Here is a 15,749-nt window from a genome sequence, read left to right as displayed (position 1 = left end):
GGGCGGTGCAGTCGACTGACCGACCGGGAGCGACACAACCGATCGATTCGGACTCGCTTCTCTAACGCTCGGTGCGGGTGACGGTTGCACCCAGCACGTCGACGGCCAGCATCAGCGCCTGCCAGGGCGTTTCGGACTCGGCGGCGACGAGCTCGGCCGCGACGAGTCGCTGCCCTGGGTCACTGGCCAGCACCAGGATCGATGGGCCGGCGCCGGAGACGACGGCGGCGAAGCCGTGCTCCCGGAGCAGGGTGATCAGCCGGTTGGTCTCCGGCATGGCGGCGGCACGGTAGCTCTGGTGCAGTTTGTCCTCGGTGGCCGCGAGGAGCAGTTCGGGGCTCTGGATCAGGGCCGCGATCAGCAGGGCCGAGCGCGACAGGTTGAAGACGGCGTCTTCGTGCGGCACGCTCTCGGGCTGCAGGCTGCGGGCGAGCGCCGTGGACATGGCGTGCTCCGGAACGAACACGAGCGGCTTGACGCCGCGGTGCACCATCAGCTTCTTGTGGCGCGGTCCGTCGGGTGTCATCCACGCGATCGTGAGACCACCGAACAGGGCGGGCGCCACGTTGTCGGGGTGCCCCTCCATCTCAGTCGCGAGGGCCAGGAGCGCCTCCGCGTCGATGTCGACGATGCCCTCGAGCAGGCCCTTCGCGGCCATGATCCCGGCGACGATGGCGGCGCCGGACGAGCCCATGCCGCGGCCGTGCGGGATCTCGTTGTGGGCAACGAGGTTCAGTCCGGGCAGTTCCTGGCCGTAGGCGGCGAAGGCGTGGATGAGGGCGCGCACGACGAGGTTGGTCTCATCGGTGGGCACCACGCCTTCTCCGACGCCGTGCACCTCGACCGTGACGCCCGGCTCATCGCGAACGGAGACCTGGAGGTGGTCGTGGTGTGCCAGGGCCAGACCCAGGGTGTCGAAGCCGGGGCCGAGGTTGGCCGTGGTCGCCGGAACCTGCACGGTGACGGAACGGCCCGAGAGCACCGACTTGCCGGAGAGGGCCTCGGCGATGGTCATTTCTGGACCAGCCCGAGGACGCTGGCGATTTCGGCGGTGTCGACAGGCACGATGGTCGGCTTGACGTCGGAGCCGTCTGCGGTGCGGAGCGCCCACTGCGGGTCCTTCAGACCGTGGCCGGTGACCGTGAGTACCACGGTGGAGCCGGCCGGGATGAGCCCGGCTTCGGCGCGTTCGAGCAGGCCGGCGACGCTGATCGCGGAGGCCGGCTCGACGAAGATGCCGACCTCGGCCGACAGGATGCGGTAGGCCTCGAGGATCTTTTCGTCGCTGATCGCGCCGAAGTAGCCGTCGGTCAGGGTACGCGCGGCGAGGGCGAGGTCCCAGGATGCCGGGTTGCCGATGCGGATGGCGCTGGCGATGGTCTCCGGGTGGTCGACGCGGTGGCCGAGCACGATCGGGGCGCTGCCAGCAGCCTGGAACCCGAACATGCGCGGCAGCTTCGTAGTGGCGCCGCGCTCGAGCTCTTCGGTGTACCCGCGCGTGTAGGCGGTGTAGTTGCCAGCATTGCCGACGGGGACGATGTGGATGTCCGGCGCGTCTTCCAGCACCTCGACGACCTCGAAGGCGGCCGTCTTCTGGCCTTCGATCCGGTCGGGGTTGACCGAATTGACCAGGTGCACGGGGTAATTCGCGGAGAGGTCGCGGGCGATGTCGAGGCAGTCGTCGAAATTGCCCTGCACCTGCAGCAGCTGCGCGTTGTGTGCGATGGCCTGGCTGAGCTTGCCCATGGCGATCTTGCCCTCGGGCACCAGCACGACGGCCTGGATTCCGGCGTGGGTCGCGTAGGCGGCGGCCGACGCGGAGGTGTTGCCGGTGGACGCGCAGATGACGGCCTTGGCACCGTCTTCGACGGCCTTGGAGATGGCCATGGTCATGCCGCGGTCCTTGAAGGAACCGGTCGGGTTCATGCCCTCGTACTTGATCCAGACCTTCGCGCTCGTGCGAACGGAGAGCGCCGGAGCCGGAATCAGCGGGGTGCCCCCCTCGCCGAGAGTGATAATGGGCGTCGCATCCGTGATGTTGAGGCGGTCCGCGTACTCGCGCAGCACGCCGCGCCACTGCCGGGAAGCCGTCTTCACGACTGGTTTCGGCAGAGTCTCTCGTTCGCTGGACATCAGGCTCCTTCAACTCTCAAAACGGATGCGACATTGGTGACAAATCTGTTCGCGGCGAGGTCTGTCACGGTGGCCGCCAGGGCGGCCTCCGTAGCCTCGTGCGTTCCGATAACTAGGGTAGCCGTGGCGGAGACGGCGGAGCGACTCGCGGTGCCCGGCTGGGCCGGCGTCATCGACTGCTCGACCAGGGCCAGGGACACGCCGTGGTCGCTGAACACGCTGGCGAGCGTGGCGAGAACGCCGGGTTCGTCGGTGACTTCCAGGGTGACGGCGTAGCGCGTGACGATCTGGCCGATGTCGAAGACCGGCAGGTCGGCGTGCTGGGACGCGGGAACGCCGGGACCACCGGCGATGTGGCGGCGGGCCAGTGACACCAGGTCGCCGAGCACGGCGGACGCCGTCTCCACTCCCCCGGCGCCGGCGCCGTAGAACATCAAGCTGCCGGCCGACTCCGCTTCGACAAAAACCGCGTTGTTGGCGCCGTGCACGGAGGCGAGCGGGTGGCTGCGGTGAACCATGGCCGGGTAGACCCGGGCGGAGACGCCCTGCTGGCCGCTTTCGGCGTCGACGAGGCGTTCGCAGATGGCGAGCAGCTTCACGACGTAGCCGGCCTTGCGGGCTGAGTCGATCTGCGCGGGCGTGATGGCGGTGATGCCCTCGCGGTAGACGGATGCGAGCGGCACGGTCGTGTGGAAGGCGAGGCTGGCCAGAATGGCCGCCTTCTGCGCCGCGTCGTACCCGCCGATGTCGGCGGTCGGGTCGGCCTCGGCGTAGCCGAGGTCGGTGGCCAGGGCGAGAGCCTCCTCGAGGGTGTCCCCCTCAGTGTCCATCCGGTCGAGGATGAAGTTGGTGGTGCCGTTCACGATGCCGAGGATGCGGTTGACCTGGTCGCCGCCGAGACTCTCGCCGAGCGGCCGAACGATCGGGATCGCACCGGCCACGGCCGCCTCGTACTTGAGCTGTGCGCCGACCTGGTCGGCGGCGGCGAAGAGTTCGGGCCCGTGGGTGGCCAGCAACGCCTTGTTGGCGGTGACGACATCCGCCCCCGAGTTGATCGCCATCAGAATGTATGAGCGTGCGGGCTCGATGCCGCCCATCAACTCGATGACGACGTCGGCGCCGAGGATCAGGGTCTCGGCGTCGGTGGTGAACAGCTCGCGGGGCAGGTCGACGGTGCGCTCGGCGTCGACGTCGCGCACCAGGATGCCGACGAGCTCGAGGCTGGCACCCACCCGGTTGGCGAGTTCTTCACTGTTTTCGAGCAGCAGCCGGGCGACCTGAGCGCCGACGGAGCCGCCTCCCAGCAGTGCGACGCGCAGATTGCGGTATTCGATCATCGGGCGGGTTCCTTCGGTAGATCGGTCGAGCCGGTGGTCGGGCCGGTCGAGGCCGAGACCCCGGTGTCGCGGGCGAGCAGGTCGGCGATGGTCTCGCCGCGCACCAGCATCCGCGGGATGCCGCCGGCCACCGCGACCACGGCCGGCCGGCCGAGGAAGTTGTAGTTGTTCGACAGCGACCAGCAGTAGGCGCCGGTGGCCGCGACGGCCACCAGGTCGCCCGGGGCCACGTCGCCGGGGAGATAGTCAGCGTCGACGACGATGTCGCCGCTCTCGCAGTGCTTGCCGGCGAGGCGCACCAGCACCGGGTCGGCCGCCGACACGCGGCCGGCGAGCCGCACGGTGTAGTCGGCGCCGTAGAGGGCGGGGCGGGCGTTGTCGCTCATGCCTCCGTCGACACTGACATAGAGGCGCGGGTTGCCGGCCACGTCGACGGACTTGGTGGTTCCGACCTCGTAGAGGGTGATTCCGGCCGGGCCGATGATGCAACGTCCCGGCTCGAAGGCGACCACGGGCACCGGGATGCCGAGGGCGCTGCACTGCGCGGCGACGATGTCGGCCAGGCTGGCCGCGAGCTCGCCGATCGGGGTGGGGGTGTCGGCCAGGGTGTAGGCGATGCCGAAGCCGCCGCCGAGGTTCAGCTCGGGGACGGGGCCGCCTGCGAGCAGGGCGGCGTGCACGGCGAGGAGGCGCGACGCGGATTCGGCGAAGCCGTCGGCGCCGAAGATCTGCGAGCCGATGTGGCAGTGCAGGCCGCGGAAGCCCAAGCTCGACTCGGCCCGGATGAGGCCCACCAGCGCCGCGGCGTCATCGAGCGTCACGCCGAACTTCTGGTCTTCGTGCGCCGTGGCGAGGAATGCGTGGGTATGCGCGTGCACACCGCTGTTCACGCGCAGCCGAACGGCCTGCACGATGCCGTGCCGGGCGGCGGCCGCGGCGACGCGCCCGATTTCGACCAGGCTGTCGATCACGATGGTGCCGACGCCGACGCGGCAGGCCTCGTCGATCTCGGCCAGGGATTTGTTGTTGCCGTGATAGCCGAGCCGGTTCGGCGGGCTGCCGGCCGCCAGCGCCACGGCGAGTTCGCCGCCGCTGCAGACGTCGATGTTGAGACCTTCGGCCAGCATCCAACGGGCGATCTCGGTGGACAGGAACGCTTTGCCGGCGTAGTAGATGTGCACGCTCGTGCCGATGCGGGCGAACTCGGCCTCGAAGGCGGCGCGGAGCGAGGCCGCGCGGGCGCGGGCATCCGTTTCGTCGACCAGATAAAGAGGAGTGCCGAATTCGGCGGCCAGGGCGGGGGCGGTGCAGCCGCCGATGAGGAGTTGCCCCTGCGGGGTGCGGTCGATGGTGGCCGGCCAGAGGCCATCGGCGAGCGCATTGGCGTCGTCGGGCAGGCAAAGCCAGTCGGGGGCGAGCGGGTTGGTGGCCACGGGTGAAAACCTCACGGGAAATGTCGAGTGGGTGTCTCACTGAGTGGCGAGCGAACCCGGATTGGTCCCTGAAGCCAGTGAAAGGATGCCGTCGGCTGCGACCGGGGACCTGGTCCGAGTGTAGCGAACGGCGCCGGTGCGCGCCGAATCGCGTTACGTCCCGCTGCGTGGCGGGCTGCGCGGGCTGGGCAGCGGGGCGGGCTGCGGGGCGGGCTGCGATCAGACCAGCGCGGCAGTTTCGGCCACGTCGACGATCCACGCCTCCGGGTCGATCATGACGCTCGAGCCGCTGCTGCACCAGATGCGCCGCATCTTGAGAAGCATCTTCTCCGCTTCCCGGATGGTGCCCAGTTCCAGGTCGACCATGACGAAGTTCGGATCAGTCACCGAGCGGAAAATCGTATAGCGGATCACCCCGGATCCGCGGCGGTCGGCCGGGTCCAGATCGAAGGCACGTTTCCAGCGGCCATAGTCGGGCACGGGGTGTTGAATGCGCAACAACGTCATGGTGCCTCCTCGAAAAGGCGAATGCGCGACCGGCGGATACCTCGAGTGTACGACCCCGCGGGCGTCGTGTCAGGCCCCGGTTTGATCACGGTCCGAACGATGTGCGAGCGTGTCGGCGTGCTGCAAGGGCATGAAGTGCGGGGTCAACCGGCGGTGCAGCTGCCGAGGGTGGTCAACGACTGTCGGCTCAGCGTCAACGAGCTCGACTGCAGCGTGAGTCGCGCTCGATCCGCGGTCACGTTCACTCCGGCGAGGGTGACCCCCTCGGGGAGGTACTGGGCCACGCAGATGCGGAGCGGTTCCTCACCCAGAACACGAGACAGCAGGTTGCCGGCGTTGATGCTGCCGCCGCCTGAGGTGACGCTGGCACCGCTCGGCGTGAGCAGCAGTGCGTCGGCGTCCACGCTCGGCGTCGCCGAGGCGCGGTAGCCGATCGGGAAGCCGAGCACCTCCAGGCTGCCGCTGTAGCTGATCTCGTCCTTCCCGAGTTCGACGCCGGCGTCGGGGACATTGCTCGGCAGAGCCTGGCTCAGCAGGGTGTTGAGGGCATCGGGTTCGAGGTCGATGATGCCGCGCACGTCGCCGACGGACTGGGATTGGTCGAGCGGGACATCCGTCGCCACGACGTGCACGGATGCCGGCACGCCGTCCACGGTCAGGGTGCCTGATTCCAGGGCCACCCGGTCGAAGCTGCCGCCGAAATGCTGCGCGATGACCGACAGGCCTCCGATGGAGACGGCCACGTCCCCGATCACGGTGTCGGGCAGGTTCGAGGCGATCTCCTGCTCGATCTGGCCCTCGGCGTAGCTGCGCAGGCCCCCGTCGACGAAGAAGAAAGCAGCGACGAGCCCGACCACGACCAGACCCGCGACGATGAACGCCCCGAGCCCGCGACGACGGGATTTCCTGGCGGACGCGTCCATGCCTACATGCGTTCCGGTGCGGAGACGCCGAGCAGGCCGAGGCCGTTGCGGATGACCTGGCCCGTGGCGTCGTTGAGCCAGAGCCGGGTGCGGTGCAGGTCGGTGTTCGGTTCGTCGCCGAGCGGGATCACCCGGCAGCTGTCGTACCAGCGGTGGTAGTAGCCGGCAACCTCTTCGATGTAGCGGGCGATACGGTGGGGCTCGCGCAGTTCGGCGGCCTGCGCGACGACGCGCGGGTATTCCTGCAACACGCCGAGCAGGGCCGATTCGCTGTCGTGGGTGAGTAGCTCTGGGGCGAATGCGGTGCGTTCCACCCCCGCGGTGGCCGCGTTGCGGGCGACCGAGCAGGTACGGGCATGCGCATACTGCACGTAGAAGACCGGGTTCTCGTTGGTGCGCTTGCCGAGCAGGTCGAGGTCGATGTCGAGCTGGGTGTCGCTGCTGGAACGCACTAGGGAGTAGCGGCCGGCGTCCACGCCGACGGCGTCGACGAGGTCGTCGAGGGTGACGATCGTTCCGGCGCGCTTGCTCATCCGCACCGGTTCGCCGTTGCGCAGCAGGTTGACCATCTGGCCGATCAGAATCTGCAGGTTCACACCGGGCACGTCGCCGAACGCCTCGACCATGGCCATCATGCGGCCGACATAGCCATGGTGGTCGGCGCCGAGCATGATCAGGTTCTGGTCGAAACCGCGCTCACGCTTGTCGAGGTAGTAGCCGAGGTCACCGGAGATGTAGGCCGGTTCGCCGTTGGAACGGATGATGACGCGGTCGCGGTCATCGCCGAACGTGGTCGTGCGCAGCCAGATGGCCCCGTCTTCTTCGAAGATGTGGCCCTGTTCGCGCAGCCGTTCGATGGCCCGGTTGACGGCGCCGGACTCGTGCAGGGAATCTTCGTGGAAGTACACGTCGAAATCCACGCCGAAGCCGTGCAGCTTCTCCTTGATCTCGGTGAACATCAAATCGACGCCGACGCTGCGGAACACTTCCTGCTGCTCGTCGCGGGCCAGCACCGCGATGTCGCCTTCGTGGCTGGCCACGACCTGGTCGGCGATGTCTCCGATGTAGGCGCCGCCGTAACCGTCTTCGGGGGTGGGCTCGCCGAGGTAGCCGGCAAGCACGCTGCGGGCGAAGCGGTCGATCTGCGAGCCGTGGTCGTTGAAGTAGTACTCGCGGGTGACGTCGGCGCCCTCCGCCTGCAGCACCCGGGCCAGGCTGTCACCCACGGCCGCCCAGCGCACGCCGCCCATGTGGATGGGGCCGGTGGGGTTGGCGGACACGAATTCGAGGTTGATCTTGAGGCCGTCGTAGAGGTGCCCGGTGCCGTAAGCGGGGCCCGCATCGACGATGGTCTTGGCGAGTGTGCCGGCGGCGGCGGCCTCGAGACGGATGTTGATGAAGCCGGGTCCGGCGACGTCCACCGAGGCCACGTCGGGAAGCTGTTCCAGGCCGGCAGCCAGTTCGGCGGCCACCTCGCGCGGGTTGGAGCCGAGTGGCTTGGCGATCTTCATCGCGATGCTGGAGGCCCAATCACCGTGGTCGCGGTTTCTCGGACGCTCGAGGGTGACATCCGCCCCGGTCAGGTTGACGTCGGTCACGTCGATTCCGGCCTCGCGTCGACGCTCGCTCAACTGGAGGATGAGGTCGAGCAGGGATTGGGAAAGCTCAGCGGGAGTCACGACTAGCAAGCTTACCGGCCCGGTCACAGACAACCCTCTTGGTAAGGTCAAGCGTGACTCACTCCCTCTCGCCCAGACTCCCGCGCGGACGGCTCCTGCGCACCACCCTTCTCCTTGCCACCGGCACGGTCGCCGTCGTGGCGCTGGCTGCCTGCGGTTCGGGTTCCACCCCGGAAAGCAGCCCGTCGGCAGCGTCGCCATCAGCTACTCCCGGGTCGACGTCGGACGCGACGCAGACACCGGGGCCCACCGCGACGCCGACGCCCACGGCAGCAGGCACCCCGGTCACATTTACCTGCGACCAGGTGCTCACCCTCGACGACGTCTACGCCTTCAACCCGAGCTACGGCACTGCCCCCGGTTTCGAGCCGACCATCGCCGCGGGTCAGACGGCGGCAGAGTACCAGGGGCTGAATTGCGGACTGCTCAATCAATCCAGCGACGGAACGATCGAGGTCTCGGTGACCCAGCCCAACGACGTGCTGCTGTCGCAGCTGAAGAACGATGCCATCAGCTCCAGCCAGATCGTTCCCACGTATGGCACGCCGCCCGCCGTCGAGGGCTATTTCTCGGCTGCCGGCGGCATTGGTGTGGCTCAGGTCTTCACCTCCACCTACTGGATCACGGTGGGCTCGAGCGAGTTCGTCGAGCCGGGCGACGCCGAGTCACTCGTTTCCGCGGCGATCGCAAACCTGCAGTAACACGCCCGGGGGGACCGCGCGGCGGAACCCACCTGAACCTGCCCGAACCTGCCGAATTCGGCCTTTCCGGTCGAGTTCGGATGGTGTGCCGGGCGGGCTCGACCGCATCCGTCGAACTCGATGCGGAACATCGCCTGCCCGGATGCTGATAACCTAGTGTTTTCCCTGGCCCCCATAGCTCAGGGGATAGAGCACTGCCCTCCGGAGGCAGGGGCGGCAGTTCGAATCTGCCTGGGGGCACAACTGTCAGAGTCCGTGCGAACACTCGGGTCGCGGGCTAATCGGCGACACGATCTCAAGGTTTTGTCACGCCGTTTGCCCCCACTGGCCCACAGCTCCTCGCCGCCGACTCTGATGCCTTGCCGCTCGCCTACGCCCGGATGCGTGACCCGGTAGGTGTGCGGCATGAAGCCCTCGGCGGTCGGTCGGGTCTGGGAGCACGTCGTCGGAGCCCCAACGCAACGACTCGAGACCGCGGTACTTACAGACGATGGCCGGGGAAGGGCTGCCACCAAGACCTTCCCCCCGTTCGAATCCGGGGGCAGCGAGGTTGCTGCGCCCCGGCCCCTCCGGAATCGCGTGCAACGCGGAGAATACCGCTACCGCCTCTGAAGCTCCGGGCCCGGTGGTGGACCGATTCGACGGAGATTCTGGTCTGAAACCACATTTTTGGGCTTCCTGGGGCAGTTTCGGGCAGAATCTCCGTCGAATTCGTTCGGGAGAGAGTTGCTGCTCAGCCAGTGACGAGAAGACACGGGAGTCCCGGAACGCTCGCTCAGGAACCACGGACCGCTCCCCTAGAAGTCGCGGAACCCACGCTCATCCCGCGTCGCGGTCGATCGCCTATGCCGGCTTAGGAGCAACTGCCCCGCCCCTTGACCCGCCCCTGCCCGCGACGCAGGTCGAGCCCGTCGAGACCCGGTCAGGAACCCACTCGAGGTTCCCGCGACGCGGATCGAGCCCGTCGAGACCCGGTCAGGAACCCACTCGAGGTTCCCGCGACGCGGATCGAGCCCGTCGAGACCAAGCGCTACAGCGCTGCCCTCTTGCTCGGCAACGCCACCAGCGTCTGCTTGGGGTCTACCTCGATCGGTGGCCTCAGCCAGTACTGCGTTCCGGTGCGGCTGATCGTCCAGTGCTGGTTGTGCAGCAGCAGATGGTGGGGATGGCAGAGGAGCGCCCCGTCGGCAAGGTCCGTACATCCGTTGTTTTTGAGCCACTCGTTGATGTGATGCGCTTCTGCCCACGCTGGCGGTTTCTCACAGTCGATCCAGAGGCATCCGCCGTCGCGTACTGCCATTGCGGCGCGCTGTTTCTCGGTGAAGAGTCGATCGTCGCGGCCGACGTTGATGATCTGGCCGTTGTCGTCGAATTTGATGCCGCGGGTTCCGGTGTCGCAGAGGAGTCGGTCGATGGTCTCCTGCGAGATCGGGACCGGGTTGCCCTCGAGCTGCCCATGAGCGGCCCCTTCGGCGGGTTCGACGGGTTCGACGGGCCCAGATTCGCCCGTTGCAGTCTGGACGGTCGTCGGCGCCGGCCCGGTCTGGCCCGGCTGCCCGGTCTCACCGGTCTGACCGGCCTGGCCACCTTTCAGCGCCTTCTCGGTCACGATCACGCGCACCGAGGGGCGGCGGCCGCCGAAGACCCGGCCCGGGTCGGCCTCGCCGGCGATCTTGAGCAGCTGCACGAGGGAGTCCGCGGCGATCTGTTCGGTCGTGCGGAGGTCGTCTCGCATCTTCTTTGCCCAGGCTGCCCGCTCTGCATCCACGAACCGCACCCCGCCGCGGCGCGGGCCCGTGATCGAGTCGAACGTGGAGAGCACGAACTCGCCATCTTCGGGCGCGAACAGCCCGTTCAGGCGTACGTTGCCGTTGCCCAGCCGGTAGACCCGCAGGTAGCGGTCGTCGTAGGCCTGCTTCTCGCGGGCGGCGATGCCGGCCTCGTCAAGCCGGTCGCGAATCCGTCTCGCCTGCTTGAACACCTGATCGGCATTCAGTGACGACGCCTCGGTGAGCAGCGCCGCCAGGGCCACCCCGAGCTTCTCCGCGGTAACTGCCGCATCGATCTGGCCGAGCCCCGCGCGGATCGCCTCGGCCGCGTCAACCGAGAGCGTGCCGGCGGTGACGGCCCGGGCGATCGGCGCCTGCCACGGCACCTTCGCCTCGAACTCGGCGACCTCGGCGGCATCCGCGTCGGGCGTCGAGAGCGCCGCCTCGACCAGCCTGTCGGCCGCCTCGGCATCAGCCATCATCGTGCCGACCGCCACCAGCTTGTACGCGTCGCCCTTCGACGAGCCGGTCGAGTTCTGAATCAGGGCCANTACCCCTGCTGCGCCGCCAAACCCGAGTGCCCGAGCTCCGGTCGGGAACGCTCGGCGATGGTCGCCGCCATCCAGGCAGCATAGGTATCGACGAGACGGCGGATCGAAGCGATTCGCTTCTGACCGGCCAACACCTCGGCATCAGGAAGGGCCGAGAAGTCAGCGCATGACGAGCCCAGCAGGGCCACGGCATCGGCCGCCTGCCTGAGGTCTTCCGCGAGGTTGGTCATGTTACGAGAATACCTCATTGCGTACACATAGTCGAGTGTTCGTCAGATCGTTGCGGATTTTTGGAGGTTGAGATTCGAAGTTCTGTTCATCGACCTTGGAGGCATCGCTTCGGGTCTCGCCCAGCTCGACCACCGGGTCGGGAGCCCTCTGAGGCTGGGCGGCCGCCCCGTTGTCCCCGGGAACAGCCGGGCCTACCATGTGTCGCAGCCCCACTTCGGGGACCGAGCGTCGTTTCCGTGCCTCGGCGGGTTGCCGCACACAGGTCTCGGGCATTGCTCCGGATGTCCGCGTCCTGCACATCACAGGACGGGACTGACCATGAGCCAGTATTTATTTGGAGCGAACTAGGTGGACGAGGGCATCAGGGGCTTCATGCGCGAAGGTGGAACCGGCCGTCGGGAGGCGCTGGTCGCAGCCCTCAAATCGGTGGGTGGGTCGGTCGGTCGGTCGGTCGGTCGAGAGTTTCTACTACGCCTTCGGGGAGACCGACGTTCTGGGGGTCATCGAGGTTCCGGAGCCGTCCGACGCCGCCAAGAAAACGCCGGCGTATCAGGCTCCCGGCCAGTAGGTCTGCGGCGGCGTTCTCCCGCTCTAGCGGCGCATCCATGGGCACTCGGATGCGGTGACGCCCCGAGCCGGATGGCCATCGGCTGACACCTACTCCACCCAGTTGCCCGGAACGACGACGACCAGTCTGCAGCGCGGACATCGGTGACAGGACTCGAGCCCCTGAGCGGTGTCTACACCGTCGGGGGTCATTTCGGCCCCGCACGCCGGACACACCGGGCCGTCACCGTCGAAAGCGAACTCTTCCATTACTCCAGTCTGCGGCGTCCGTGCGGGCCGGTGCCGCGGCAACCGTCTCGCGCGCATCGTGCGCCGTTGCGCGCGTGGCACGCAACGGGCGCAGCGGCGCAGTTCCGGCGCGACGCCGATTGGCGGCGACGCGGACGGGGAATCGGCACGCGACGCGGAAAGGGAAGCAGTGCGGGGAACGACCGGGCACTGTGCCATGCTGTCCGAATCGACGATCGGGGGCTCTCAGTGGTGCGTGACCACGGCTCCGAAGACGCGTACTCGCTGGCCCAGCGCGATCCGGCCTACCTCGCAGCGGTTCGGGTCGCTTACTCGGGAGAGAAGAACGTGCTCAACGCCCTGTGGTGGGCGACTCACCCCGCCGAGGCGGCACCGGATGGCTCACCGTCCCCGGCAAACCAGCTGCGCGACCTCCAGAAGCGCGTCTTCTCGGCGAACGGCGACTTCGTCGGCGATCCGAAGGCCACCGCCGCGCTGCGGGAGCTGCAGGCCACGGTGGCCGCCGACCGTGCCGCGATCGCCGCCGCGATCCGTGCGGCCGAATTCGAGGTCAACACCCAGCCGCCCCGCTCCCCCGGTGAGTCGACGGCACCGAGGAATACTGGTCCCCGGACGATGCACGAGGGGACGTCCGAGGGTTCGCTTCAACCGTTTTTCGAGGAGGTACTCGACGAGACTGCGCTGCCCGCCGGGGGACGCGACCGCAACGCCCTCCTGGTTCTCAGCATCCTTGTCGCACTGGGTGTCGGTTTCGTCGTCGGCACTCAAACGAATGCCTCGCTCGTCACCGCATCGCCTTCTGCGGATCCCGTGAACGCGGAGGACACCTGCGGCCAAGTGAGTGACGTTGTGACGCTGATGCACAATGCGTACGGCTCGCTGCTCGTAGAGCCCTCAACCCAGCAGGAGTTCGAGGGAGCCGCACGGCTCGTTGCGCGACTGAGCGCCCGCGTGGACACCGTGCCCGGCTCTGCGGTGGCGGACCAGGTGGAGGCCCTGAAGGGCCTGCTGCCGTCGTCGGCCAGCGAGCAGATCGATCCGCTGTCGACAGAGTGGGGGCAGGCTCTGGCCCGTGTCAGCGCGGCCTGCAGCGCTGCCGGGTTCGACATCAGCGCGGCCTGCAGTGCTGCCGGGTTCGACATCAGCGTGGACGCCATGATTGGCAGCTGACGGCACCGGCCCGGTCGGGAGCGCGATTTCTCGGATGCATGGACCTTCGGTTCGATGACCTGGAATTTCCGTCTTGGCCGCCCGCTCCGCGCGATCAAGCGGTGCGCTCTACGCCCGCCAGAATCGCGGTGCCGAGCTCGGCCGGCCTGGTGAACTGGAGCCAGTGCCTGGTGGGCAGTTCCACGTACTCGACGTCGTGCAGGCGGGCCAGCTCCGCCACAAACGGATACCCGGCGGCGATCCACTCGGTGAGCAGCGCGGACGGGATCTCGCAGGAGCGGTGCGGAGGCATGGGCTGCCGCGGGTCATCCGATGCGCCCGCAGCACCAACCTCGGAGATTTTCGCGACACGCCGCCCATGGCCCCCGAACCGGCGTTTCCCGAAAATCTCCGCGATTACGTGACGACGGATGCCTGTCAGCGAGCCCGTGTTCCACGAGCGCTCGCACGGCGAATCCTTCCTCCACCTCGTCGCGGCACGGTCCCGCTACCCGGGCTTGTGGATCCTCGACGAGCCGGAGTCGGCCCTCTCCTCCACCGGTTCTCTCGCCCTGATCCGCCACCAGCAGGACATCCTGGACGCGGGTGGATCCCAGGTCATCCTCTTGACGCACTCCCCGATCCTGGCGTCGCTCCCGGGCGCCGCCATCTACGAGGCCGGGCCCTGGGGTTACCGCCCGTGCGCCTGGGAAGACCTTGACCTGGTGCGCGACTGGCGCTCCTTCCTGGAGGCCCCGGAGCGCTACCTGCGGCACCTGTTCTGACCCGGGGCAACCGATGGCCACCGGCCGCGACCGGCACCCGATCTCACCAACGGCCGGGCCTCAGTTCTGCAGGAACGTGGTGACGTACGCCACCGTGTCGGCCGGGCTGACCCCCAGCTCCCGCAGCCGTTCGACATAGGTCTTTGCCGCGCCGAGCGCCTGCTGTTCGACCGAGTCCGGTGCGGCCTTGACGAAGGAACCGGCCCTGCCGCGGGTCTCGATGAACCCCCCCGCCTCGAGTTCCTTGTAGGCACGCGCCACGGTGTTCGGCGCGAGCACCAGGTCAGCGGCGAGCCTGCGCACCGTGGGCAGGCGTGTTCCCGCGACCATGGCCCCGCTCCGGATGTGCGCAATGACCTGCACGCGCAGCTGGTCGAACGGCGGTGTCGCCGAGCGCGGGTCGATGCGGAGAATCACTGCGGGCCGACCGGGCGCGAACCGGCATCCGCGTGGAGGGTTCGCCGAAAGTGACGCCGTGACGAGGAGAGAACGGATGCGGCGGCACCCGCGCCCAGCACGACCAGCCCGAACAGGTTGAACGCCTCCACGGAGGCTACGCCGCCACCGATTCCCGGTCGCACCGCCATCGCGATCTCCTGAAGGCCGAAGAAGACACCAAAAGCACCGAGGAGGAACGCGGCGGCGACCAGATCCAGGATCGCGGCCGAGCGCATCGCATCGTCCCAGGCCAGCTCCTGCTCCGACGCCATGGTCTGGGGACGCGCGACGACGATGCGACCGCCGATTTCGAAGGCCGCGAGCACCGCCACGGCCAGCCCGGCCACGACGACCGCCACGCTGAAGGACTGCGGGAAGACGGAGAGCTGCAGCTTCCAAAAAACAGGCAGCAGTACCAGCACACCGACGACCGCCAGATTGAGGAATACGGTGCCACGAACGCCGACGCGTTCCCACCGCGGAACGTAATCGGCCAAGCGGGTGCGCCGCCCATGGGCAACCCGCTCACCCTCGCCGGTCCTCGCCACCTCGCCGGCCACGGCTGCGATCGCGCCACCCAGCACCCCGACGATCACGAAACCGCCAAGCAGGAACACGGTGGCCGGACCACTGCGGTCCGCCCCGATGAAGTACACGAGGAAAATCGAGATGATCACGCCGAGGAATCCGCCGCCGGAGAAGCCCCGCACTCTCCGCACCTGGGCCGCCAAGACCATCGGATGCGAGGCGTGCGGCAGGCCGAGCCCGGCGACCGTTGACGCGTGGGCGACGAGCCGACGCTGCACGGCGGGAACATGGGTCAAGACCCACAGCAGCACGCACGACCCCACGAGCAGACCGGCTACCGTCCACGTGGACACGGCGACGTGGAAGATCATGTTGGACCAGACGTCACCGAGCATCAGATCCCCTTTTTGTGTTCTTAGTTTTGTATCATCTTATCAATACAAGCATAAATACACAACAGGGATCCCGGCGTGCTGCCGTTCTATCGCCGCGCCATATGAGCTCGGAGCTCGACCTCCGGTGCTGGGGTGATTCGCCGTTGACGTCCACGGTCACCTCGCGGATCGTGCCGGTGAACCAGTACGGTCTCGGGTATGCCGGCGTCACCGGGGAGTCCGGGTCGGCATTCCCTTGCCCGCCTTCAGGTCGGGCGGTCCGGTCGGCAGGATGTCAGGGCAGGAGACGGTATGGAGTTCGCCCACCACGGAATTGTGCACGAAATACGTCGCCGTCCTCGACATCGAACGAGTAACCTGCGGCCGGGCACGCG

15 protein-coding genes and 1 tRNA gene are annotated in these 15,749 nt (G+C 68.0%); 5 read left to right on the top strand and 11 right to left on the bottom strand.

The annotated features are described in order from the left end of the window. Positions 1-61 precede the first annotated feature (61 nt). The 7 genes from thrB to argS form a co-directional block, all read right to left on the bottom strand. Complete coding sequence (gene thrB / locus E3N86_RS01115; protein ID WP_104194086.1) at positions 62-1,015, bottom strand: homoserine kinase; 954 nt, start codon at positions 1,013-1,015, stop codon at positions 62-64. Further along, positions 1,012-2,133, bottom strand: a complete 1,122-nt coding sequence (gene thrC / locus E3N86_RS01110) for a threonine synthase (RefSeq protein WP_134511171.1) — start codon at positions 2,131-2,133, stop codon at positions 1,012-1,014. Before thrC ends, thrB begins: the two co-directional genes overlap by 4 nt. Then, positions 2,133-3,470 carry a homoserine dehydrogenase gene (locus E3N86_RS01105; RefSeq protein ID WP_134373558.1) on the bottom strand — a complete coding sequence of 446 codons (1,338 nt, stop codon included), beginning with the start codon at positions 3,468-3,470 and terminating at the stop codon, positions 2,133-2,135. Before E3N86_RS01105 ends, thrC begins: the two co-directional genes overlap by 1 nt. Continuing rightward, on the bottom strand, positions 3,467-4,903 hold the full coding sequence (gene lysA / locus E3N86_RS01100) for a diaminopimelate decarboxylase (protein ID WP_134511170.1): 1,437 nt from the start codon (positions 4,901-4,903) through the stop codon (positions 3,467-3,469). The genes E3N86_RS01105 and lysA overlap by 4 nt, the downstream gene beginning before the upstream one ends. Positions 4,904-5,122: 219 nt before the next feature. Further along, on the bottom strand, positions 5,123-5,410 hold the full coding sequence (locus E3N86_RS01095) for a hypothetical protein (RefSeq protein ID WP_134373562.1): 288 nt from the start codon (positions 5,408-5,410) through the stop codon (positions 5,123-5,125). Positions 5,411-5,553: 143 nt separating this feature from the next. Then, on the bottom strand, positions 5,554-6,333 hold the full coding sequence (locus E3N86_RS01090; RefSeq protein ID WP_134511169.1) for a DUF2993 domain-containing protein: 780 nt from the start codon (positions 6,331-6,333) through the stop codon (positions 5,554-5,556). 2 nt (positions 6,334-6,335) lie between these two features. Continuing rightward, entirely contained in the window at positions 6,336-8,012 is a 1,677-nt protein-coding gene (gene argS / locus E3N86_RS01085) for an arginine--tRNA ligase (RefSeq protein ID WP_134511168.1), read from the bottom strand. Positions 8,013-8,065: 53 nt separating this feature from the next. Between argS and E3N86_RS01080 the strand changes: the two genes are divergently transcribed. Together E3N86_RS01080 and E3N86_RS01075 are read left to right on the top strand one after the other, a co-directional pair. Next, positions 8,066-8,713: an iron ABC transporter ATP-binding protein gene (locus E3N86_RS01080; RefSeq protein WP_134415485.1), complete on the top strand. Its 648-nt coding sequence runs from the start codon at positions 8,066-8,068 to the stop codon at positions 8,711-8,713. 168 nt (positions 8,714-8,881) lie between these two features. Then, positions 8,882-8,953: transfer RNA gene (locus E3N86_RS01075), tRNA-Arg, on the top strand. A 790-nt stretch (positions 8,954-9,743) separates the two neighbouring features. Here E3N86_RS01075 and E3N86_RS01070 read toward each other — a convergent pair. Further along, positions 9,744-10,964: a DUF222 domain-containing protein gene (locus E3N86_RS01070; protein ID WP_206751000.1), complete on the bottom strand. Its 1,221-nt coding sequence runs from the start codon at positions 10,962-10,964 to the stop codon at positions 9,744-9,746. A 730-nt stretch (positions 10,965-11,694) separates the two neighbouring features. Here E3N86_RS01070 and E3N86_RS17185 point away from each other — a divergent pair. Then, complete coding sequence (locus tag E3N86_RS17185; RefSeq protein WP_241985900.1) at positions 11,695-11,832, top strand: GYD domain-containing protein; 138 nt, start codon at positions 11,695-11,697, stop codon at positions 11,830-11,832. A gap of 476 nt (positions 11,833-12,308) precedes the next feature. Next, on the top strand, positions 12,309-13,250 hold the full coding sequence (locus E3N86_RS01055; protein WP_134373570.1) for a hypothetical protein: 942 nt from the start codon (positions 12,309-12,311) through the stop codon (positions 13,248-13,250). Positions 13,251-13,344: 94 nt separating this feature from the next. On the opposite strand, the gene E3N86_RS01050 is transcribed toward E3N86_RS01055, so the two are convergent. Beyond that, positions 13,345-13,542: a hypothetical protein gene (locus tag E3N86_RS01050; protein WP_370295259.1), complete on the bottom strand. Its 198-nt coding sequence runs from the start codon at positions 13,540-13,542 to the stop codon at positions 13,345-13,347. A 118-nt stretch (positions 13,543-13,660) separates the two neighbouring features. On the opposite strand from E3N86_RS01050, the gene E3N86_RS01045 reads away from it, so the two are divergent. After that, positions 13,661-14,014 carry a hypothetical protein gene (locus tag E3N86_RS01045; RefSeq protein ID WP_134511164.1) on the top strand — a complete coding sequence of 118 codons (354 nt, stop codon included), beginning with the start codon at positions 13,661-13,663 and terminating at the stop codon, positions 14,012-14,014. 60 nt (positions 14,015-14,074) lie between these two features. Here the strand turns inward: E3N86_RS01045 and E3N86_RS01040 are convergent, their stop codons facing one another. Further along, positions 14,075-14,431, bottom strand: coding sequence for a GntR family transcriptional regulator (locus E3N86_RS01040; RefSeq protein ID WP_347232367.1), 357 nt, complete (start codon positions 14,429-14,431; stop codon positions 14,075-14,077). Beyond that, positions 14,428-15,375 (bottom strand): hypothetical protein, encoded by a 948-nt coding sequence (locus E3N86_RS01035; RefSeq protein WP_134511163.1) that lies wholly within the window; start codon positions 15,373-15,375, stop codon positions 14,428-14,430. The genes E3N86_RS01040 and E3N86_RS01035 overlap by 4 nt, the downstream gene beginning before the upstream one ends. Positions 15,376-15,749: the final 374 nt, after the last annotated feature.

This window comes from Cryobacterium sp. Hz7, from assembly GCF_004402815.1.
Taxonomy (GTDB): Bacteria; Actinomycetota; Actinomycetes; order Actinomycetales; family Microbacteriaceae; genus Cryobacterium; species Cryobacterium sandaracinum.
The sequence above is the reverse complement of the archived record's forward strand: the minus strand, read 5'-3'. Positions and strand labels throughout refer to the sequence as shown.